The sequence below is a fragment of the Enterococcus sp. SMC-9 genome (assembly GCF_021011285.1).
GTDB classification, from domain to species: domain Bacteria; phylum Bacillota; class Bacilli; order Lactobacillales; family Enterococcaceae; genus Enterococcus_C; species Enterococcus_C montenegrensis.
This window is the reverse complement of the sequence record NZ_JAILYE010000001.1, coordinates 116,209-138,827: the sequence shown is the minus strand read 5'-3', so window position 1 is coordinate 138,827 and position 22,619 is coordinate 116,209. Positions and strand designations below refer to the sequence as shown.

Genomic DNA, 22,619 nt, shown 5'->3' with positions numbered 1-22,619 from the left:
CTCTAAGTGGCTTTGGTGATCATTAAATTGTAAAATAAGGGTAACTGATGAGTTTTTAGCTCATTTTAATCTAAGGAGGATATCAGATGAACAACAAAGATGTCGTAGCAAAAGCGCTTTATGATGTATTAAAAGATGATTTAACCATGGAGCAAATCGAAAAATTATTGGAAAATCCAAAATCAGCTGATCATGGGGATGTTGCTTTTCCAGCCTTTGCTTTAGCTAAAGCGTATAAAAAAGCGCCACAACAAATTGCACCAGAATTAGCGGAAAAAATTGATGGCAAAAACTTTGAAAAAATCGAAGTAGTAGGTCCATACTTAAACTTCTTTATGAATAAAGGTGCTATTTCTGAAAAAGTTTTAGCGACTGTTGTCAAAGAAAAAGAACATTATGGGGATGCCAATATAGGTGAAAATCGTAATGTACCAATCGATTTGTCTTCACCCAACATTGCCAAGCCGATTTCAATGGGACATTTACGTTCAACGGTTATCGGAAATTCAATTGGGTTTATTATGGAAAAAATCGGCTACAACCCAATTCGTATTAACCACTTAGGTGACTGGGGTACGCAATTTGGTAAATTAATTGTTGCTTATAAAAAATGGGGTTCTGAAGAAGCTGTAAAATCTGAACCAATCAACGAGTTATTACGTTTATACGTGCAATTCCACGAAGAAGTAGAAACACAACCTGAATTAGACGATGAAGCGCGGGCATGGTTCAAAAAATTAGAAGACGGCGATAAAGAAGCGGTTTCTTTATGGCAATGGTTCCGTGATGAGTCAATGAAAGAATTCAATAAGATTTATGACATGTTGGAAGTGAAGTTTGACTCATTAAACGGTGAAGCTTTCTACAATGACAAGATGGATGAAATCATTGAATTGTTAGAAGAAAAACATTTGTTAAAAGAAGACCGTGGGGCTGAAATCGTTGACTTATCTGCTTATGATTTAAATCCAGCGTTAATTCGTAAGTCAGATGGCGCTACACTTTATATTACCCGTGACTTAGCGGCAGCGTTATACCGCAAGCGCACGTATGACTTTGCGCAATCCATTTATGTTGTCGGAAATGAACAAAGTTATCACTTTAAACAATTAAAAGCAGTCTTAAAAGAAATGGGCTTTGACTGGTCTGATGATATGCATCATATTGCATTTGGTTTAATTACTCAAGGTGGTAAGAAATTGTCTACCCGTAAAGGTAAAATTGTCTTACTAGAAGAAGTGTTAAATCAAGCGATTGATTCAGCCAAAGAACAAATCTCTGAAAAAAATCCTGACTTGGAAAATAAAGATGAAGTAGCAAAACAAGTTGGTGTGGGGGCAGTTATTTTCCACGATCTTAAAAATGATCGTTTAAATACCTTTGACTTCACGTTAGAAGAAGTTGTTCGTTTTGAAGGTGAAACAGGACCATACGTACAATACACACACGCTCGTGCAATGAGCATTTTGGCTAAAGCTGGGTTTACACCAAATGAAGCGGCTGATTACAAACTAAATGATGAAACATCTTGGGAAGTTGTAAAATTAATTCAACAATACCCAGAAACAATCTTAAAAGCAGCTGCTAATTATGAACCATCTGTCATTGCCAAACATGCAATTAAATTGGCACAAGCGTTTAACAAATACTATGCGAATGTGAAGATTTTAGCAGACGATGATCAAAAGGATGCTCGTTTAGCTTTAGTTTATGCAGTTACCGTTTTACTAAAAGAAGATTTACGTCTATTAGGATTACATGCACCTGAGAAAATGTAATAAATTACCGTAAAAACAGCGGGAAAAGTCGTTTCTAATGACTTTTCCCGCTGTTTTATTTCCCATAGGTTTCAATATAATAAAAAGCTAGCTTATACGTAAAGATGTCATTTACTAATAAGTGTGGATTTTAATAAAAATTGTTGTGACTATTTAAGTATTAGCCAGCATAATATTAGCAAAAAAGCGACAAAAAACGGCGGAACCACAACAAAGATTAGGTGGCTAATTCTCAGGCCAATTTCCCTTTCTTTTTTATAGGCAGACTTTGTTACGTCTTCTTTGAATTTTTGGGGTGATCGCGCCCAAAAAAGGCCGCTGGTAATTTGTAATAAAATGGCCAGCAAAAGTAAAAAGCCAGTGATGGCTAAACCCACAAACAAAAGTACTGTCAAATGATCAAGTCCAGTTAGTGTATTATTCATCACGATTGCTCAAATTGAAGCAATTGTTGCATTTTTTTAATCCCAATTACTTTTATCAATAATGGTATTCGCGGTCCGTGATCTTGATTTAAAGTCAATTGATAAAGGGCGGTAAAGAGTTCTTTTTGTTTGCTGCGTTTCGTTTTTTTATCGCTGGTATCGGATAAATCGTAAATTTTTTGCATGAAATCTGCAGCTGTTAAATCATTTGCTTGCGGAAGTATTTGACGAAATTTTTCTATTTCTTCTTTTACTTCATCCGAAAGTTTTTGATAGGCTGCAAAATTTTTGGTGTCATTGATTGTAATCAGACGGTTTTTGGCATCATTTTCAATCCAATACTGTGCACGAGGCAAGATGTAATCAATTGCGGCTTCTGAATAAGCAGCTTCATTTTGCAATAATTCCTTAGCTAATGAATCGTTATTGGCGGTAATGGCTAAGATGCTAACTACATGGCCAAATTCAGGATAATTTTCTTTTAAATTCACACCAGTTAATTGTAATAATTGGTGGCGGGTTTCATCTAGTTGATTATTTTTAGCTTTTGTAACCAGTTGCTCAAATTCTTTGTAGTTGCGCAAAACATCATCATCAAGACCTAGATCAAATTGCGCTTTTGGCTGATATTTTCCGTATAAATAGAAAACCAGCTCTGGTGTATAAATAGATAATAAGTCTGGTAATGTCAAAATATTGCCAGCAGAGCTTGACATCTTTTTGGTTTGACCTTTAATGTTTACAAAATCATAAGGCTGGTACATGGGGGCGTGCCATTCAAAAATTTCAGCAGCAATTGCTTTAGCAACATCAAAACTCCCATTTTTTGAAGAGTGATCTTTACCTCCGGGTTCAAAAGCAACTTTTTCATAACGCCATCGCATTGGCCAGTCGATTTTCCAGTGAAGTTTAACCCGTTGGTTTTGTCCAATTTGTTGTTTGGCAACATGACCGCAATTGTGACAAGTATAAGAAATACGTTGTGTCTTTTCATCATAGTGGGTAATTGTTGTCGTGTCGTGATAGCAGTTGTCGCAGTATAAAGAGATTGGATAATAGCTTTCTCTTTCTAAATCGTCGGCTTTTTCGGTACGGAAACGGCTTAAAATATCATATATTTCTTTACGTTTGCTTAAGGCTAAGGCGATATCTGCATCATAAGCGCCGCTTTCATAAGCCTTTGTTTCAAAGATAAATTCTGGTGTGATATGCATTTGTTTTAAATCATGGATAAACAAATTTTCGAAATAATCACCATAGGAATAAACGGATTCAGATGCCTGACTAGGAGGGGCTATTTTAGTGTAAGGCATTCCAATTTTTTCTGCTGTGACCCCGGTAACATTTTTAGGAATCTTTCGTAAACGATCATAATCGTCCCATGATAAAATATAACGGGGAGTAGCACCTAAAAAGTGTAGTGCCTGCGTGACAAAATAGGTGGTGACAATTTCGCGAAAATTACCGACATGAATGTAGCCAGAAGGACTAACCCCAGAAGCACAAGTAATGGGTGTCTTTTTGTCAGGGTATTTTCTTATTAGTGCTTGTGCAATTTGAAAAGCCCAGTGCATAAAAAATTCCTCCTTTATTCTTGTATTTAAATTTTTATTATAGATTAATTGTAGCATTGAAATGTACAAAGTTAGCTTGCAAAAGGTTCTAAGTTAATAAAAAAATCCCAATAGTTAATAAAGAAATACAGTGGCAAATTTAGTATAAGCTAAATTTCAGGAGTATATCTTTATTTATGCTATTGGGATTTTTTAGTTAGTTTTAAGCGATAATATGAGATTTAAAATATTCTTCAATTTTGAGTGCGTCTTCTTCTGTTCGCGAGATAACAATGACCGTGTCAAAACCAGCAATAGTGGTGACTTTTTCAGGTACATCGATATCGTCAATTAAAGCACATAAGACTTGGGCGTTATCCGGGATAGTGACGATAATCGTTAAAAATTGAACGCGTTCCACTTTAACAACGACATCTTCGACCATATGAATGAGGCGGCGTTCTTCTTCACGGCCATCTCCTTCAAAGCGGTCTCCTTGGAAAATTTCAAAACGGGCGACACCATTTTCATCAGGTACCTTGATAATTTTTAAATCGCGGATATCCCGCGAAATTGTTGCTTGTGTAGCTGTCACACCATGGCTTTCCAAAATATTTAAAAGCTCTTCTTGTGTACGAACGGTTTGATTGCTAACAATTTGTTTAATTAATAAATGACGATCAGCTTTACGCATCGGTTTGCTCCTTTAATAAAAATTTGCAATCTCATCATAACAAAATAAGTACTTTTAAGATAGTAGTATTAATGATTTTTTATACATCAAAGGAATTGTTAATTTAACTTTATGCGAATTAATGCGATTTATTAAGATGTGTTTGAATTATCTGTCTTTTTCAAAACGCTAAATTAACGAAAATAATAACATTTAAAAGGAGAAATATATCTTATTTTAGCTGCGAATACGTTACACTTTTTCACCTTTATCAAGATAAAATTTAAAAAAGGTGATTTCATGCTTGAAACTAAAGACCTTTATCGGTATAATAGCAAATGTTGTGGGGTGAAGACTCTACAGCTAAAAAATCCACATCAAAAACGGATCTGAGACAGGGTGCTTTACAAATAGTAAAGTCTGCCAAAGAGCTTGACGTTTTTGAAAGGGAAAAACCAAATTGGAGGAAACAAAAACATGGCAGTAATCTCAATGAAACAATTGCTAGAAGCCGGCGTACACTTTGGTCACCAAACTCGTCGCTGGAACCCAAAAATGAAGAAATATATCTTCACAGAACGTAATGGTATCTACATTATCGACTTACAAAAAACAGTTAAGTTAGTAGATGTAGCATACGACTACATGAAAAACGTTGCTGAAGAAGGCGGCGTTGCATTGTTTGTTGGTACTAAAAAACAAGCACAAGAAGCTATCAAAGAAGAAGCAACGCGTGCTGGTCAATTCTACGTTAACCATCGTTGGTTAGGTGGTACGTTGACTAACTGGGAAACAATCCAAAAACGTGTAGCTCGTTTGAAACAAATCAACAAAATGGAAGAAGACGGTACTTTTGAAGTACTACCTAAAAAAGAAGTTGTGGGCTTAAACAAAGAACGCGAACGTCTTGAAAAATTCTTAGGTGGTATTGCAGATATGCCACGTATTCCAGATGTAATGTACATCGTTGACCCTCGTAAAGAACGTATTGCTGTTCAAGAAGCTCGTAAATTGAATATTCCAATCGTAGCGATGGTTGATACAAACTGTGATCCAGATGAAATCGATGTTGTAATCCCATCAAATGATGATGCGATTCGCGCCGTTAAATTAATCACAGCTAAAATGGCTGACGCTTTAATCGAAGGCAACCAAGGTGAAGACCAAGTTGTTGAAGAAACTTTCGTATCAGAAGATGCTGAAGGCACTACTTCAATCGAAGAAATCGTTGACGTTGTTGAAGGCGACAACCAAGCTGAATAATTTTAGTTAAATAATTTTTGACACGGAGCTGTTTCAAAGGCTAGGCGGCAAGCCTCACTCTCCTTTGAAACAGCTTTTTTTAAAGAAAATGCAGACTATCTGCAACAAATTTCGAGGAGGAACCACAAAATGGCAGACGTTACAGCTAAAATGGTTAAAGAATTACGCGACATGACAGGTGTCGGTATGATGGATGCAAAACGTGCATTAGTAGAAGTTGAAGGCGACATTGAAAAAGCCGTAGATTTATTAAGAGAAAAAGGTATGGCCAAAGCTGCTAAGAAAAATGACCGTATCGCAGCGGAAGGATTGGCTTCTGTTGCTGTAAACGGTAACGTTGCAGCAGTTGTAGAAGTAAACTCAGAGACTGACTTTGTTTCTAAAAACGAAATGTTCCAAGATTTAGTTAAAGAAATCGCTGAATTAGTAGCAGCAAACAAACCAGCTGACATGGAAGCTGCTATGAAATTAGAAACTGCTAAAGGTACAGTTGAATCTTCATTAATCGAAGCAACGCAAGTTATCGGCGAAAAAATCAGCTTCCGTCGTTTTGAAGTTGTTGAAAAAGATGATAATGCAGCATTTGGCGGCTACTTACACATGGGCGGACGTATCGCTGTATTAACTGTTTTAGATGGTACAACTGACGAAGCAGTTGCAAAAGATGTTGCAATGCACGTTGCAGCTATCAACCCACGTTACGTTGACGAATCACAAATTCCAGCTGAAGAGTTAGAACATGAAAAAAATGTTTTAACTGAACAAGCTTTAAACGAAGGCAAACCAGCTAATATCGTTGAAAAAATGGTTGAAGGCCGCTTGAAGAAATTCAAAGCTGAAATTTCTTTAGTTGACCAACCATTTGTTAAAGATCCAGATATGACTGTTTCCAAATACGTTGCTTCAAAAGGCGCGACAGTGAAATCATTTGTTCGCTTTGAAGTTGGCGAAGGTATCGAAAAACGCGAAGATAACTTTGTTGAAGAAGTTATGAGCCAAGTTAAAAAATAATTCTATTCAATTGAATAGTAGGGAACGCATTTTATGCGCTCCCTTTTTTTAAAGCCAGTTATAAAAATAACGGCAAAGACTGACAAAGGTGCAAAGATTATTCTGATCTATGCTACAATAGTCAGTAGAAGATACGGAGGAAGCAAAATGGTTAAACCAAAATATCAACGAGTAGTCCTAAAATTAAGTGGGGAAGCATTAGCAGGCGATGAAGGCTTCGGCATTAAACCACCAACTATTAAAGAAATTGTCAAAGAAATTAGAGATGTCCATGAACTTGGTGTCGAAATGGCGATTGTTGTCGGTGGCGGCAATATTTGGCGGGGACAAATTGGTGCCCAAATGGGAATGGAAAGAGCACAAGCGGATTACATGGGAATGTTAGCAACCGTCATGAATGCTCTAGCACTCCAAGATACCTTGGAAAACGAAGGGGTACCAACCCGTGTGCAAACTTCAATTGAAATGCGTCAAATTGCAGAACCATATATTCGCAGACGAGCAGAACGTCACCTTGAAAAAGGTCGGATTGTCATTTTTGCTGGTGGAACGGGTAATCCTTACTTTTCAACGGATACTACAGCTGCATTGCGCGCAGCAGAAATTAATGCTGACGTAATTTTAATGGCAAAAAATAATGTTGATGGTGTTTACTCTGCAGATCCAAAATTAGATGATACTGCTGTTAAATATGAAGAATTAACACATTTAGATGTGATTGCAAAAGGTCTTCAAGTAATGGATTCAACCGCAAGCTCACTAAGTATGGACAATGATATTCCTTTAGTTGTCTTCAATTTAAATGAACCAGGAAACATTCGCCGTGTTATTTTAGGTGAGCATATTGGAACTACAGTGAGGGGGAAATAAAATGGCAGATGCAACAATGACAGAAGCAAAAGAAAAAATGCAAAAGGTCGCTGATAATTTACGACGTACATTGGGACAAATTCGAGCTGGTCGTGCCAACGCAGGCTTACTTGACCGTATCTTAGTACCGTATTACGGCGCACCAACACCACTTAATCAAATGGCTTCAATTCAAACTCCAGAAGCACGGGTGCTTTTAATTACGCCTTTTGATAAATCAATGATTAAAGAAGTGGAAAAATCACTATTGACAAGTGATATTGGAATTACACCGCAAAGTGACGGTACGGTAATTCGTCTTGTCTTTCCGCAATTAACCGAAGAACGTCGGAAAGAATTAGCTAAAGAAGTAAAAAAAGAAGCAGAAAACGCTAAAGTTGCTGTTCGTAACGTGCGCCGTGATGCGATGGATGCTTATAAAAAACAAGAAAAAAGTAGCGATATCACTGAAGACGACTTGCGCAACTTAGAAAAAGATGTGCAACAGTTAACCGATGATAGTATTAAGCAGTTAGATCAAATCGCTGCTGATAAAGAAAAAGAACTTTTAGAAGTTTAAAGCTTTGATGAAAGCCACACAATTTTTGTGTGGCTTTTTTGGTGTCAAAATGACAATCATAAAAAAGCAAATGATAGCAACATTCTTACTGTTTTGTTAGCAAAGCTTTACAGATAAAGCTTGTAAATTTAGATTGCCCATCGATTAGAAGTGTCTTATGGCCAAAAATTTAAATCTTTCAGTTGTTTTTTTGTGAAACAAAATCAACTGAAAATGGTTATGTTAATAATGTATTTGCACGAAATATATTACCTGCATTCTTTTTGTGAAACATTATAGTGCGTAAAAAAGCGCTTTTCATATCAAATATGTGGATAAAGGCCTTAAGATTTTTACTAAGCCTTACTGCTTTTCATAGGCAAGCATTCTGATTATTGCTATAATGGGGAAGATGATTTATTTTAGAGTGAGAATTAGTTAGGAGGCTTTTTTATGTGGCGTTTTTTCCCACAGAAAAATAAATATGTGCAAGAAGAAGCAGAGTTTACTTTTGATAGTGACAAAGCTGTTCCTAAACATATTGCGATTATTATGGATGGCAATGGTCGCTGGGCACAAAATCGGCGCTTGCCGCGGGTAGCTGGACATAAAGAAGGGATGGAAACAGTTAAGACGATTACCAAGCACGCTTCTAGTTTGAAAATAAAAGTGTTAACGCTCTATGCTTTTTCGACTGAAAATTGGAAACGACCAGAAGAAGAAGTTAGTTTTTTAATGCAATTACCGGTAGATTTTTTTGATAAGTTTGTGCCAGAATTAATCAAAGAAAATGTTAAGGTAAATGTCATGGGCTATACGGAATTTTTACCCGCGCATACGCAAGAAGCAGTCAAGAAGGCAATTGAACAAACAAAAGATAATACCGGCATGGTTTTAAATTTCGCTTTGAACTATGGGAGTAGGGCTGAAATTGTGACGGCAGTAAAAGATATCTACACAGAGCTCAAAAAAACAGATGCAAAGGAAGAGGAAATTACTGAAGCTCTTATTAGCGAGCATTTAATGACAGGATTTTTACCAAGTGAATTGCGTGATCCAGAGTTATTGATTCGCACCAGTGGTGAAGAGCGGATTAGTAATTTCTTATTATGGCAGATTGCCTATAGTGAACTTTTCTTTACCGATGCTTTGTGGCCAGATTTTAATGGTGAGTTACTGGAAATGGCGATTGCTTCGTTTCAAAATCGCGATCGCCGTTTTGGTGGTTTGAAAAAATAAAGGAACTTTTGAAAACAAAGGAGGAGTAGTTGTGAGACAACGAGTCATCACAGCAGTAGTCGCCTTGGCATTATTTATTCCGATTATTTATGTCGGCGGTATTGCAATCGAAGTGACTGCAGCTGTTTTAGCTGTAGTAGCAGTTTATGAATTATTTAGAATGAAAGAGTTAAACATAGTCAGTTTTGAAGGAATTATAAGTGCCATTGGTGCAGTTTTGCTAGTTTTACCTAAGGAGCGTTGGTTTTTCTTTTTACCCGCTAATGTAGATACTTTTTCACTGTTTTATCTGACGGTACTGCTTTTATTAGGTGCTGCTGTAGTATCTAAAAATATGTACACGATTGACGAAGCGGGCTTTCCAGTATTAGTTAGTTTGTATGCGGGCATGGGTTTTAGAGATTTTGTTAGTGCCCGAGGGGAGAGCCTCATTATTTTATTCTTCGGACTACTAATTGTCTGGGCGACAGATATTGGTGCCTATATGGTTGGGCGTCAATACGGCAAAAATAAATTATGGCCAGAAATTTCACCAAATAAAACTGTCGAAGGTGCCCTTGGTGGTATCGTTTCAGCAGTGGTCGTTGCCGCTGTGTATGTCTTAATTTTCCAAGGCAAACAAGATTTTGGACATTCGCTACCGCTTGTTTTGATTTTCACAGTAATTTTCTCTATTGTGGGACAATTTGGTGACTTAGTAGAATCAGCCGTTAAACGCCATTTCGGTGTTAAAGATTCAGGTAATATTTTACCGGGTCACGGTGGTATTTTAGATCGTTTCGACAGCCTATTGTTTGTTTTTCCAATTATGCATTTGTTTGGTATCTTTTAAAATAATAATGAACTTTAAGCAGTCTTTAAGAGGCAGAGAATACCTGGCTTTTAAAGATTGCTTTATTTTAATGGAACATTTTAGTTTGCGATTTGTAAAATAGAGGATAAAATGACAAAAAGCGATTGGGCATTTTGCCCACAGTATTTCTGTGATAAAATAAACTAGCACAGTTTACGTATGTAAGTAGTTTTTTAGTAAAAAAAGCTATGAATGAAGGGAAGACAGAACATGAAGACACTTATTACATTTATTATCGTGTTTAGTGTAATTGTTATTATACACGAATTTGGTCATTATTTTTTTGCAAAACGAGCGGGTATTTTAGTGCGAGAATTTGCGATTGGAATGGGACCAAAAATTTGGGGACATCAAGGTAAAGATGGGACTACGTTTACCTTGCGGGCATTGCCAATTGGCGGATATGTACGAATGGCTGGCAATGGCGAAGATGAAGTAGAATTAACTCCAGGAATGCCAATTGGTTTGGTATTAGATGAAAAAGGGAAAGTGACTCAAATCAATACCAGTAGTAAAGTGCAATTGGTAAATGCTTTTCCTTTTGAATTAGCTGAATTTGATTTAGAAGACAAATTGTTCGTTTCGGGATATCAAAATGGTGATGAGAGCCAATTAGTAACATATGATGTTTTGCACGATGCCACGATTATAGAATCTGATGGTGTTGAAGTGCGCATTGCACCGCGAGATGTCCAGTTTCAATCGGCAAAGTTATGGCAGCGCATGTTGACTAATTTTGCTGGCCCGATGAATAACTTTTTGTTGGCGATTGTTTTGTTTATTGTTATCACCTTTATTCAAGGGGGCGTAGCAATAACCAATACAAATAAAATTGGCGCAATTAGTGAAAATTCACCAGCGCAATCAGCTAAGTTAAAAGAAGGCGATGCCATTCAAAGTATTGATGGGCAGAAAATTTCTTCTTGGGATGATTTAACAGCTGCTATTACAGGCAGTAAAAAATCAGTTTTGAATTTTACAGTCAAAAGAGAAAATGAAACATTTACTACACAAGTAAAACCGGAAAAAGAAGAAGTTGACGGACAAAAAGTGGTGCGAATTGGGGTACAAGTACCAATGGATACTAGTTTTTTAGGCAAATTCACAGGAGGCATTAAACAAGCTGCGAATAGTTCAGTTCAATTATTGCGCGCGTTAGGTAATTTGATTGCTAAACCAGATATTAATAAACTGGGTGGACCAGTTGCGATGTTTCAAATGTCTTCTGAAGCTGCGAAGCAAGGTCCGCTGACCGTCATGGTTTTAATGGCCGTTATCTCCATGAACCTTGGCGTAATGAATTTATTGCCTATTCCAGCCTTGGATGGTGGAAAAATTGTGTTGAATGTTATCGAAGGACTACGAGGAAAACCCTTAAGTCAAGAAAAAGAAGGAATTTTAACCTTAATTGGTTTTGGTTTCTTATTGCTGTTAATGGTACTTGTGACTTGGAATGATATTCAACGTTGGTTCTTTTAAAAAAAGCGTCCAAACAGTTTTGAATTGTTTGGCGTTTTTTACTTCGTGCAATAATTTAAAATATAGCTTATACTATTTCAGGTATCTTTAAGCAAGAAGGGGGAAGATTTTTTGGCAAATGGAAATGAACGTTTTGCAATTTTATTAGAGCAAATCGATTTGGCGCCAGAACAAAGGCAGCATCCCTTATTAAAAGACGGCGAAATCACGGAGGTTATCGTCCATCGGAAGTCGCGTGTCTGGGAATTCACTTTATCTATAGCAGAGCTTTTACCGGCTGCACTCTATCAAAATATATGGCAAAATCTGCAATTAGCTTTTAATGAAATTGCACAAGTTAAATTGCATATCAATACCGCAAAAAATGAATTTGATGAGACGCTTTTACAAGAATATTGGACGTTGGCTATGCAGCAAAATTGTAGTACTAAAGCGGTTGAACAAGCAGTAAAAGGACAAATGCCCTTTAAAGAAAACAACAAAATTATTTTGCCAGTAGTCAATGAAGCTGTAATTTCTTATTTGACTAGTGAATACTTACCAAAAATGGAAATGAGTTACCAAGACTTTGGGTTTCCTAAATTTCGCATTGAGCCGCGCTTTGATGAGGCAAAAGGAGCACAAGCATTGCAAGAAATGGCACAAAGGCAAGAAGTGCAACATGCGCAATTAATGCAACAAGCTCAAGAGAATATGGCCATACATGTTCAAAAGAAAAAACAAGAAAAAAATCCAGCTGCAGGACCACTTGTTTTAGGCCGCAATATTCCAAGTGATGAGCCTATCACACCTATGGTTAACATTATTGAAGAAGAACGACGTGTTACTTTTGAAGGTTTTGTTTTTGATGCCGAAGTGCGGGAACTACGTACAAAACGTAAATTACTGACAATAAAAGTCACGGATTATACGTCTTCTTTTATTGTAAAAAAATTCTCAAATGGAGAAAAAGATGAACAAATCTTTGAAGCTTTAACAAAAGGCAAATGGCTAAAAATTAGAGGGAGTATTCAAGAAGACACCTTCCAAAGAGATTTGGTAATGATCGCCCAAGATATAGCTGAGGTCAAACATGATCCTCGTAAAGATTATGCACCAGCAGACGAAAAGCGTGTGGAGTTGCATATGCATTCGAATATGAGTACCATGGATGCGACAAATAGCGTCTCTGATTTAGTTGCTCAAGCAGGAAAATGGGGACATCGCGGGATTGCAATTACCGATCACGGTGGTGCCCAAGGATTCCCAGATGCTTATCATGCAGGGGAAAAAGCAGGGGTGAAAGTTTTATATGGCGTGGAAGCCTATGTGGTGGATGACGGTGTACCGGTGGCTTATAATCCAGCCCATGTTTCGTTAACCGATGCAACCTATGTTGTTTTTGACGTGGAAACGACCGGCTTATCTGCAGTTTATGATACGATTATTGAATTAGCAGCTGTAAAAATGCACAAGGGAAATGTCATTGCTACTTTTGATGAATTCATTGATCCTGGCCACCCTTTGTCTAAAACGACAGTAGATTTGACAGGTATCACCGATGAAATGGTACGAGGATCAAAACCTGAAAAAGAAGTTATGGCACTCTTTACGGAGTTTGCCAAAGATAGTGTTTTGGTTGCCCATAATGCTTCTTTTGATATGGGGTTTATTAATACAACTTATAAACGCCTAGAGATGCCAGAAGCTGTTAATCCAGTTATTGATACCTTAGAGTTGGCACGTTATTTGTACCCGGAATTTAAACGATTTGGTTTAGGTGTTTTAACGAAAAAATTTGGTGTTGGTTTAGAACAGCATCACCGGGCGATTTATGATTCAGAAGCTACGGGGCACTTAGCTTGGATTTTTGTTAAAGAGGCAATGGAAAAACACGACATGCATTATCACGAGGATTTAAACCGGCATGTTGGTGGAGAGAATTCTTTTAAAGCTGCCAGACCTTTTCATGCAACTATCTTAGCGCAAACGCAAGCAGGGCTAAAAAATCTCTTTAAATTAATTTCAATGGGAAATGTAAAATATTTTCATGGTGGTGTGCCCCGCATTCCGCGCTCAGAAATTTCAAAACTACGAGAAGGTTTGCTACTAGGAACAGCCTGTGATAAAGGCGAAGTATTCGTTGCGATGATGCAAAAAGGTGTCGATGAAGCAAAAGAGAGAGCGAAGTTTTACGATTACATCGAAGTCATGCCAAAAGCAGTTTATGCTCCTTTGATTGAGCAAGAGTTAGTTAAAAACGAAGCTGATTTAGAAGAAATTATCCGCAATTTAGTAGCGATTGGGCATGAACTAGATAAACCAGTTGTGGCAACGGGTAACGTCCATTATTTAAATGAAGAAGATGGTATTTACCGTAAAATTTTGATCAACTCACAAGGTGGTGCCAATCCGTTAAATCGGCACAGTTTGCCAGACGTTCATTTTCGAACAACCGATGAAATGTTGACTGCTTTTCAGTTTTTAGGTCCAGAAACCGCTAAAGAAATTGTGGTGGAAAATCCTAACAAGTTATTGGATTCCTGTGAAAAAGTAATACCTGTCAAAGATAAACTTTACACGCCTAAAATTCCCGGTTCAGAAGATGAAATTACTAATTTAAGTTATAATCGCGCCAAGGAATTGTATGGGGATCCTTTACCAGATATTGTAGAAAAACGATTGGAAAAAGAATTGAAATCAATTATCGGTAATGGGTTTTCTGTGATTTACTTGATTTCACAAAAATTAGTGCATAAAAGTAATGAAGACGGCTATTTGGTTGGTTCCAGAGGGTCGGTTGGCTCCAGTTTTGTTGCCACTATGACCGGGATTACCGAGGTAAATCCTTTGGCTCCGCATTATTATTGTCCAAATTGTCAGTACTCGGAATTTTATGAAGATGGGTCCTATGGCTCGGGCTTTGATATGCCGGAAAAAGCTTGTCCAAAATGTGGTACGCGGCTAAATAAAGACGGCCATGATATTCCCTTTGAAACTTTCTTAGGTTTTAAAGGAGATAAAGTTCCCGATATTGATCTGAACTTTTCCGGAGAATATCAACCAGAGGCTCATAATTATACAAAAGTTTTGTTTGGTGAAGATTATGTTTATCGGGCTGGTACAATCGGTACAGTAGCTGATAAGACAGCCTATGGTTTTGTGAAGGGTTATGAAAGAGATCACAACATGCAATTGCGGGCGGCTGAAATCGATCGGCTCGCACAAGGGGCAACTGGTGTGAAACGAACTACCGGTCAGCATCCGGGGGGGATTATTGTAATTCCTGATTATATGGATGTTTATGATTTTACCCCGATTCAATATCCTGCTGATGATTTAAACGCGGAATGGAAGACAACCCACTTTGATTTTCACTCCATTCATGACAACATTTTAAAACTGGATATTCTCGGCCATGATGATCCTACTGTTATTCGAATGTTGCAAGATTTATCTGGTATTGATCCTAAAACAATTCCAACCGATGATCCAAATGTCATGCGCATTTTTGACGGTCCGGATGTTTTAGGTGTGACAGAGGAACAAATTTTCTCTCGAACCGGCACGTTAGGTATTCCTGAATTTGGGACGCGTTTTGTACGGGGGATGTTAGAAGAAACGCATCCCGCTACTTTTGCTGAATTATTACAAATTTCTGGGCTATCCCACGGAACCGATGTCTGGTTGGGCAATGCAGAAGAATTAATTCGCCAAGGGCAAGCAACTTTAGCAGAGGTAATTGGTTGTCGTGATGATATCATGGTTTATCTAATGCATGCCGGCCTTGAAAGTGGTATGGCGTTTAAGATTATGGAAACAGTACGTAAAGGACAATGGAATAAAATTCCTGATGATTTGCGGGAGACGTATCTTGCAGCTATGCGGGAAAATAACGTGCCTGATTGGTATATTGATTCTTGTTCAAAAATTAAATACATGTTCCCCAAAGCCCATGCGGCAGCTTATGTATTGATGGCGTTGCGGGTAGCTTACTTCAAAGTTTACTATCCAATTTTATATTACTGTGCCTATTTCTCAGTACGAGCAGATGACTTTGACTTAGTGTCTATGACCCGAGGCAAAGACGCTGTTAAAGATCGGATGAAAGAGATAACTGATAAAGGTTTGGAAGCCTCCACTAAAGAAAAGAATATGTTGACCGTTTTGGAATTAGCAAATGAGATGTTAGAACGTGGCCTAGAATTTGGCATGATTGATTTGTATAAATCAGATGCAGTGAATTTTGTCATTGAAGATAACAAATTAATTGCACCATTTCGAGCTGTACCAAGTTTGGGTATCAACGTAGCCAAACAAATTGTTGAAGCCCGTAAAGATGGTCCGTTTCTTTCCAAAGAAGATTTAGCAAACCGTGGGAAAGTATCCAAGACCTTGATTGAATATATGTCTGAAAATGGTGTTTTAAAAGATTTACCTGATGAAAATCAATTGTCTTTATTTGATTCTATGTTTGATTAAATTAAATCTGAACTAAAGGTATCTATCTTTGGTTCAGATTTTTTCTATACTAAAAAATGGCGAAGAAAAATTTAGTGCCAAAAGTAATTTGTGGTAAATTTTTGCTAAAAATTTTTCAACTGTTTCTTTGTTGATTTTTTTGATTACGGCACATTATTTAGCGATAAAAACTATCAATCTCAATTAAAATAGCGTAATATTATTTAAAAGTAGTAATGTTTTACGGAAAGGGGATTGCAGATGTTAAAAGAAGAACGTTTTAATGCAATCGTATCATTAGTTGATGAAAAAGGAACTATTCGGGTAGCTGATATTGTAGAGCGCTTGAATGTCTCAGATATGACAGTGCGGCGAGATTTGACAGAATTGGAAGAGCAAGGCCGTTTAAAACGTGTCCATGGTGGTGCCAAGACTGTTCATACTTATCGGCAAGAAGAATTATCCCATTCTGATAAACAAATTATCAATATGACCGAAAAAAAAGCAATTGCCCAAAAGGCACTAGAATTAATTAAAGAAGATGAAACGATTTTTCTAGGTCCGGGTACCACCATCGAAGTCTTAGCTCAATTAATTCAGCATAACTCACTACGGGTAGTTACAAATTGTCTACCAGTTTTTGAAACACTTAGTAAAAAACAGGGAAATTTGAAAGTATATTTAATTGGTGGCGAAATGCGGATGCGCACGCGGTCATTTTTTGGCGAAATCGCGAATATCGCGTTAGCTGACATGCATTTTCATAAGAGTTTTTTTAGTTGTAACGCACTAAAAGAAGATAAAATTATGACAGCTACCATCGAAGAAGGTCAAACACAGTTAATCGCATTGCAAAATTCTTTTGCCCGCTATTTACTAATGGATACTTCAAAAATTGATAAAGAAGACTTCTATACTTTTTATCGCTTAAAAGATGTGAGTGCTGTTATCACAAATCAAGACGAATACAATAGCAGTCAAATCTTTGAAGATAAGGTTTCTGTTATCAAAGGCTGACAAAACGAAAGCCTGAAACAAACACTTGTAGTGCTACAAGTGTTTGTTTTTTTGTTTCTGTACAAAAATGATACCGTTTAACAAAAAATAAACGCAAAAAATAAAACAACAACCCAATAAAAGTGTTGAAAAATGTTTGTAAATGTTTTATTATAACGAAGGAAGGTGATGAGATGCTCAAAACAAAACGCCAACAAGCGATTATTGAATTGTGTGAAGTGCATGGTGTTGTGACGGTGAAATTTATTCAGGAACAATTGAAAGTTTCTGATATGACGATTCGCCGTGATTTAGATGAATTGGCTTCTCAAAACCGATTGATTCGGGTTCACGGGGGCGCTAAAAGTCTCGACTTTGAAAATGAACGTCCAGTTGAGTTATCCCACGGTGAAAAAAAGCAACTTCATAGTCGTGAGAAAGAATATATTGCCCAACAAGCAGCAGCGGCAATTCAAGAAAATGATACTATTTTTCTTGGGCCGGGTACGACAATTGAGTTAATGACAAAATATTTACCGGCCAAACATTTACGCATTATTACCAATAGTCTTCCAGTTTTTAATTTGTTAACGGCAAATGAAAAACATGATTTATACTTAATCGGGGGAGAATATCGCAATATTACCGGTGCTTTCGTTGGCTCCATTGCCAATGAAACAATCCAAAAATTAAGTATTCAAAAAGCATTTGTGGGGGTCAATGGTATTACAGAAGAATATGTGTCTACCTTTAGTATCGAAGAAGGAAAGTTTCAACAACTGGTGCTAGACAAAGCCCAACAAAAATTTTTGGTTGCCGATGCGAATAAGTTTAACCATAGTGATTTTTATAATTTTTATAGTTTGAAAGAAATTAATGCTTTGTATACCGATGACACAATTAGTGACAGTGTAAAAAATCACTATGGGCAATATACGAATATTATTCATTAAGGGGAGATAAAATGCGGGTTGTATTAGGTTCAGATGCACAGGCAAAGAAATTGAAGGATATTATCAAAGAGTATCTAGTTGGCGAAGGTTTTGAAGTCGTGGATAAAACAGAAACACCAGCCGCAGATTTCATTGATTCAACTTTAGCTATCGCAAATGATATTAAAGAAAACGCAGGCTCAATGGGAATTGCTTTTGATGGTTACGGTGCGGGGAGTTTTATGGTAGCCACAAAAGTTAAAGGCATGGTCGCTGCAGAAGTCTCTGATGAACGTTCTGCATATATGACTAGAGAACACAACAATGCCCTTATGATTACGATTGGTTCTGAAATTGTCGGTGAAGAGTTGGCAAAAAATATTGTCAAAGAATTTTTATCTGCTCACTATGACGGTGGCCGCCATCAAATTCGCGTGGATATGTTAAATAAAATGGCGTAAAAGGAGGAATGAATAATGAAAATTGCCATTGGTTGTGACCACATTGTCACAGATACAAAAATCGCAGTTTCTGATTTTTTGAAAAGTAAAGGTTATGAAGTAATAGATTGTGGCACGTACGATTTCACTCGGACCCATTATCCAATTTACGGTAAACGCGTCGGAGAAGCAGTAGCAAGTGGGGCTGCAGACCTTGGTGTGACGATTTGTGGTACCGGCGTTGGGATCACAAACTCTGTCAATAAAGTGCCCGGTGTACGTGCTGCCCTAGTGCGGGACATGACGACTGCCATTTATTCAAAAGAACAATTAAATGCCAATGTAATTGGTTTTGGTGGAAAAATTACTGGTGAATTTTTAATCAATGATATTATTGAAGCTTTCATTAAAGCAGAATATAAAGAAACACCAGAAAACAAAGCGTTAATTGAAAAAATTAATGCCGTTGAAGGATTAAAACCAGAACAAGCAGATGCGCATTACTTCGATGAATTTTTAGCAAAATGGGAACGTGGCGAATATCACGACTAATAATTGATTAAAAAATAAATGGAGGGATTGCTATGATCGTAACGATTACGATGAACCCATCGATTGATATCTCGTATCCCCTTGAAACGTTTAAACTGGACACAGTCAATCGTGTAACAAACGTAAAAAAAACTGCTGGCGGTAAGGGGCTAAACGTAACCCGCGTTTTAAAACAACTAGGAGACGATGTCACAGCTAGTGGTCTATTAGGTGGTTTTTTAGGCGAGAGTATCAAAAAAGATTTAGATGAGGTCAATATTGCCCATTCTTTTAGCCAAATTAATGGTGAAACTAGAAACTGTATTGCCGTCTTACATGAAGGGATGCAAACAGAGATTTTAGAAAGTGGACCAGTTATTTCAGCCGCAGAAGCAGAAGTCTTTTTAACTCATTTTGCTGATTTGGTGAATAAAGCCAGTATCTTATCTTTTTCTGGCAGTTTGCCAGCCGGCTTGCCAAAAGATTTTTACGCTAAAATGATCGCTATTTGTAACGAAAATAACAAGCCCGTCATTTTAGACTGTTCTGGGGAATCGTTAAAATTAGTGCTAGAAAGTGACGCAAAACCACTATTGATTAAACCTAATACAGAAGAGTTAGCCGATTTATTAGGAAAAGAAGTTCCTGATGATATTGATACTTTAAAAGAAACGCTACAAGATGAATTGTTTGCTGGGATTGAATGGATTGTTGTTTCGATGGGAGCAAAAGGAGCCTTTGCAAAACATCATGACAAGTTTTATCGTGTTGAAATTCCAAAAATTGATGTTGTCAATCCAGTTGGGTCAGGGGACTCTACTGTTGCCGGCTTGACATCTGCGATAAACAACGGTGATTCAGATAGTGATATCTTGAAAAAAGCCAATGTTTTGGGTATGCTTAATGCGCAAGAAGCTGTAACGGGGCACGTTAATTTGGATAATTATCAAAAATTATTCGATCAATTAAAAGTGTCTTTAGTATAGAAAAATTTTAGGAGGAATATACAATGACAACAGAAGCAAAAAAAGCCTTTATCAAACAATTAAGTGACAAAAATGGTGTGATCTCTGCCCTTGCGATCGACCAACGTGGTGCTTTAAAGAAAATGATTAATAAATACCAAGATACACAAGCACAAGCAGTTCAAATCGAAGACTTCAAAAAAATCGTGTCTTCTGAATTAACCCAATATGCTTCATCTATTTTATTAGACCCAGAATATGGCTTACCAGCTGCTAAAGTTCGCGACGAAAACGCAGGGTTATTGTTGGCCTATGAAAAAACAGGCTACGATGCTTCAACCCCAGGACGCTTGCCAGACATTTTGTCTATCTGGTCAGTGAAACGTCTAAAAGAAGCAGGCGCAGACGCATGTAAATTCTTACTTTACTACGATGTAGATGAAAGTGATGAAATCAACGATCAAAAGAAAGCCTTCATGGAACGAATTGGTTCTGAATGTGCCGCAGAAGATCTACCTTTCTTCTTGGAATTGGTTTCTTATGATGCCAATGATGCGGATGCCAGCACCAAAGAATATGCGGTTAAAAAACCACATAAAGTTATCGAAATGATGAAAGAATTTTCAAAACCACGTTATGGTGTTGATGTTTTAAAAATGGAAGTTCCGGTTAATATGAACTATGTAGAAGGTTACGCAAAAGGTGAAGTGGCGTATACAAAAGCAGAAGCTATGGCTTACTTCAAAGAACAATCAGAAGCAACTGACTTACCATTTATCTTCTTATCAGCTGGTGTTACAGCTGAATTGTTCCAAGAAACATTGAAATTCGCCAAAGAAGCAGGCTCAACATTTAACGGTGTTTTATGTGGTCGCGCAACTTGGGCAAACGGCGTAGAACCTTTTATCACAGGTGGAGAAGATGCAGCTAGAGAATGGATGCAAACACAAGGCCGTAAAAATATTGAAGAATTAAACGAAGTACTCCAAGCAACTGCAACACCGGTTAAATTATAATTTTATCAACTTTTAGAACCGTCATTTTGGCGGTTTTTTTTCTGCATAAAAAAAGCGAGACTAAATTCGGATTACGACATTTAGTCTCGCTTTTTTTAATAGTTTCTGGTTGGTTATTCTGTTTATTCAATTAGGATAAAGGCTATTTTTTTGTCATTTTTACCACGACTTCACAACGAGCTGTTTGTGGGAACATGTCGACAGATTGTAAATAATGAATATTATAAACCTGAGCCAAACTAACTAAATCTCTGGCCAGAGTCGAAACATTACACGAAACATAGACGAGTTTTTTTACTGGTTGTTGTGTTAACGCGCGTAATAATTTTTGATCTAATCCAGTTCGGGGGGGATCGACCACGATTGCATCGGGTTGAAAACCTGCTTTTAACCATTTCGGTAAAAGCTCTTCAGCTGTGCCGGTTTCATAATGCGTGTTCGTAACCCCTAAGCGTTTGGCATTCCGTTTGGCATCTTCAATCGCTTGTGGGATGGTGTCCATGCCCCGGACTTCTTTGGCGATTTTAGCCATGGATAATCCGATAGTTCCTACACCGCAATAAGCATCCACTAACGTTTCTTGTGGTGATAGTGCTAAAGCACGCCGGGCTTCAGCATATAAAATTTTTGTTTGGTAGGGATTTAATTGGAAAAAAGCTCGCGCTGATAAATCAAATTTTAAATCATCTAATGCTTCAGCGATACTTTCTTTTCCCCATAAGAGCTCGGTTGTATCCCCCATAACCAAAGAAGTCTTCTTATTTTGTACATTTTGCATGATAGAAACAAGTTGGGGCACACGTTGCGTCAATTCGCGAATTAAACTATTTTTTTGGGGTAATTTATTCGTGTGGGTAATCAAGACGAGTTGAATTTCGCCAGTTTTAATTCCTTTACGTACCATTAATGTTTTTAAAATACCACTATTTTTCTTTTCGTCATAAATAGGGATTTGATATTTGTTAATGAGTTGGACAGCAGTATTGATGAGTGTTTGGGTATCTGGTTCTTGGACAATACAATTATCAATTGCTACTAAGTTATGGGAGGCAATTTCATAAAGACCAGCCTCTGCTTTTTGTTTTTTTAAATTATAACGTAATTGAAACTGTGCTTTATTGCGATAGCGCCATGGCTCTTGCATCCCAATGGTTTCTTTTAACTCGTAATTTTTATAGCCAGCTGGTTTAAACTTCGTTAAAGCTTGCTGCAATAAATCGCGTTTAAAATCTAATTGTTTATTATATGATAGGTGCTGTAATTGACAGCCGCCACAACGATCATAAAAAACACAAGGAGCAGTAATGCGATCTGGGCTTTTTTTGACTATTTGAATAATCTGCGCTTCAGCAAACTTTGCAGTGACGTTGGTAATTTTGGCTTGGATCTTTTCACCGGGTAAAGCTTTGGGGATAAAAATAATTAAACGTCTGAAATATGCAATTCCTTCGCCGTTAATGCCTAGACGCTTAATCGTGACGTTGATTTTTTGACCATTTTTCACAACTTGTTCCATAAAAGACTCCTTGTTTTAGCGGTAAAAATAAGCTCCGCGTTTCTGTTGGTTTTTACTGTAGTTATCTTAACACACTAATTCATGAAACAAAACAATCCAGA

General features: G+C 37.3%; 19 protein-coding genes. 15 read left to right on the top strand and 4 right to left on the bottom strand.

Annotated features, from left to right (window positions below; genetic code table 11):
* The first annotated feature begins 86 nt into the window (after nucleotides 1–86).
* Nucleotides 87–1,778, top strand: coding sequence for an arginine--tRNA ligase (gene argS / locus K4422_RS00670; RefSeq protein ID WP_230708547.1), 1,692 nt, complete (start codon nucleotides 87–89; stop codon nucleotides 1,776–1,778).
* Nucleotides 1,779–1,927: 149 nt separating this feature from the next.
* On the opposite strand, the gene K4422_RS00665 is transcribed toward argS, so the two are convergent.
* The 3 genes from K4422_RS00665 to K4422_RS00655 all read right to left on the bottom strand — a co-directional run bounded on the left by K4422_RS00665 (nucleotide 1,928) and on the right by K4422_RS00655 (nucleotide 4,450).
* Nucleotides 1,928–2,203: a hypothetical protein gene (locus tag K4422_RS00665; protein WP_230708546.1), complete on the bottom strand. Its 276-nt coding sequence runs from the start codon at nucleotides 2,201–2,203 to the stop codon at nucleotides 1,928–1,930.
* A complete protein-coding gene (gene lysS, locus K4422_RS00660) occupies nucleotides 2,203–3,777 on the bottom strand; it encodes a lysine--tRNA ligase (protein WP_230708545.1) in 1,575 nt (524 codons plus the stop codon). The genes K4422_RS00665 and lysS overlap by 1 nt, the downstream gene beginning before the upstream one ends.
* Nucleotides 3,778–3,979: 202 nt before the next feature.
* Nucleotides 3,980–4,450 carry an arginine repressor gene (locus tag K4422_RS00655; RefSeq protein WP_206905742.1) on the bottom strand — a complete coding sequence of 157 codons (471 nt, stop codon included), beginning with the start codon at nucleotides 4,448–4,450 and terminating at the stop codon, nucleotides 3,980–3,982.
* Between the two features lie 456 nt (nucleotides 4,451–4,906).
* Between K4422_RS00655 and rpsB the strand changes: the two genes are divergently transcribed.
* The 14 genes from rpsB (at nucleotide 4,907) to lacD (ending at nucleotide 21,002) form a co-directional block, all read left to right on the top strand.
* Nucleotides 4,907–5,692, top strand: a complete 786-nt coding sequence (gene rpsB / locus K4422_RS00650) for a 30S ribosomal protein S2 (RefSeq protein WP_206905744.1) — start codon at nucleotides 4,907–4,909, stop codon at nucleotides 5,690–5,692.
* A gap of 129 nt (nucleotides 5,693–5,821) precedes the next feature.
* Nucleotides 5,822–6,703 carry a translation elongation factor Ts gene (gene tsf, locus K4422_RS00645; protein ID WP_230708544.1) on the top strand — a complete coding sequence of 294 codons (882 nt, stop codon included), beginning with the start codon at nucleotides 5,822–5,824 and terminating at the stop codon, nucleotides 6,701–6,703.
* Nucleotides 6,704–6,850: 147 nt separating this feature from the next.
* The gene (gene pyrH / locus K4422_RS00640) at nucleotides 6,851–7,573 is read left to right on the top strand and encodes a UMP kinase (RefSeq protein ID WP_206905747.1); all 723 of its coding nucleotides are present in this window, start codon (nucleotides 6,851–6,853) and stop codon (nucleotides 7,571–7,573) included.
* Nucleotide 7,574: 1 nt separating this feature from the next.
* On the top strand, nucleotides 7,575–8,132 hold the full coding sequence (gene frr, locus K4422_RS00635) for a ribosome recycling factor (protein ID WP_206905748.1): 558 nt from the start codon (nucleotides 7,575–7,577) through the stop codon (nucleotides 8,130–8,132).
* A gap of 432 nt (nucleotides 8,133–8,564) precedes the next feature.
* Nucleotides 8,565–9,350 carry an isoprenyl transferase gene (locus K4422_RS00630; protein WP_230708542.1) on the top strand — a complete coding sequence of 262 codons (786 nt, stop codon included), beginning with the start codon at nucleotides 8,565–8,567 and terminating at the stop codon, nucleotides 9,348–9,350.
* Between the two features lie 31 nt (nucleotides 9,351–9,381).
* Nucleotides 9,382–10,182: a phosphatidate cytidylyltransferase gene (locus K4422_RS00625; RefSeq protein ID WP_230708540.1), complete on the top strand. Its 801-nt coding sequence runs from the start codon at nucleotides 9,382–9,384 to the stop codon at nucleotides 10,180–10,182.
* 231 nt (nucleotides 10,183–10,413) lie between these two features.
* Nucleotides 10,414–11,682, top strand: coding sequence for an RIP metalloprotease RseP (gene rseP / locus K4422_RS00620; RefSeq protein ID WP_206905751.1), 1,269 nt, complete (start codon nucleotides 10,414–10,416; stop codon nucleotides 11,680–11,682).
* Nucleotides 11,683–11,793: 111 nt separating this feature from the next.
* A complete protein-coding gene (locus K4422_RS00615; protein ID WP_230708538.1) occupies nucleotides 11,794–16,143 on the top strand; it encodes a PolC-type DNA polymerase III in 4,350 nt (1,449 codons plus the stop codon).
* Between the two features lie 240 nt (nucleotides 16,144–16,383).
* Nucleotides 16,384–17,139 carry a DeoR/GlpR family DNA-binding transcription regulator gene (locus K4422_RS00610; RefSeq protein ID WP_206905755.1) on the top strand — a complete coding sequence of 252 codons (756 nt, stop codon included), beginning with the start codon at nucleotides 16,384–16,386 and terminating at the stop codon, nucleotides 17,137–17,139.
* A 173-nt stretch (nucleotides 17,140–17,312) separates the two neighbouring features.
* The gene (locus K4422_RS00605) at nucleotides 17,313–18,071 is read left to right on the top strand and encodes a DeoR/GlpR family DNA-binding transcription regulator (RefSeq protein ID WP_230708536.1); all 759 of its coding nucleotides are present in this window, start codon (nucleotides 17,313–17,315) and stop codon (nucleotides 18,069–18,071) included.
* 11 nt (nucleotides 18,072–18,082) lie between these two features.
* The gene (lacA, locus tag K4422_RS00600; RefSeq protein ID WP_206905757.1) at nucleotides 18,083–18,511 is read left to right on the top strand and encodes a galactose-6-phosphate isomerase subunit LacA; all 429 of its coding nucleotides are present in this window, start codon (nucleotides 18,083–18,085) and stop codon (nucleotides 18,509–18,511) included.
* Nucleotides 18,512–18,526: 15 nt separating this feature from the next.
* Nucleotides 18,527–19,042: a galactose-6-phosphate isomerase subunit LacB gene (gene lacB, locus K4422_RS00595; RefSeq protein WP_230708534.1), complete on the top strand. Its 516-nt coding sequence runs from the start codon at nucleotides 18,527–18,529 to the stop codon at nucleotides 19,040–19,042.
* A 32-nt stretch (nucleotides 19,043–19,074) separates the two neighbouring features.
* Entirely contained in the window at nucleotides 19,075–20,007 is a 933-nt protein-coding gene (locus tag K4422_RS00590) for a tagatose-6-phosphate kinase (protein WP_206905900.1), read from the top strand.
* Nucleotides 20,008–20,030: 23 nt separating this feature from the next.
* Complete coding sequence (lacD, locus tag K4422_RS00585; protein WP_230708532.1) at nucleotides 20,031–21,002, top strand: tagatose-bisphosphate aldolase; 972 nt, start codon at nucleotides 20,031–20,033, stop codon at nucleotides 21,000–21,002.
* A 142-nt stretch (nucleotides 21,003–21,144) separates the two neighbouring features.
* On the opposite strand, the gene rlmD is transcribed toward lacD, so the two are convergent.
* On the bottom strand, nucleotides 21,145–22,518 hold the full coding sequence (gene rlmD / locus K4422_RS00580) for a 23S rRNA (uracil(1939)-C(5))-methyltransferase RlmD (protein ID WP_230708531.1): 1,374 nt from the start codon (nucleotides 22,516–22,518) through the stop codon (nucleotides 21,145–21,147).
* Nucleotides 22,519–22,619 lie beyond the last annotated feature (101 nt).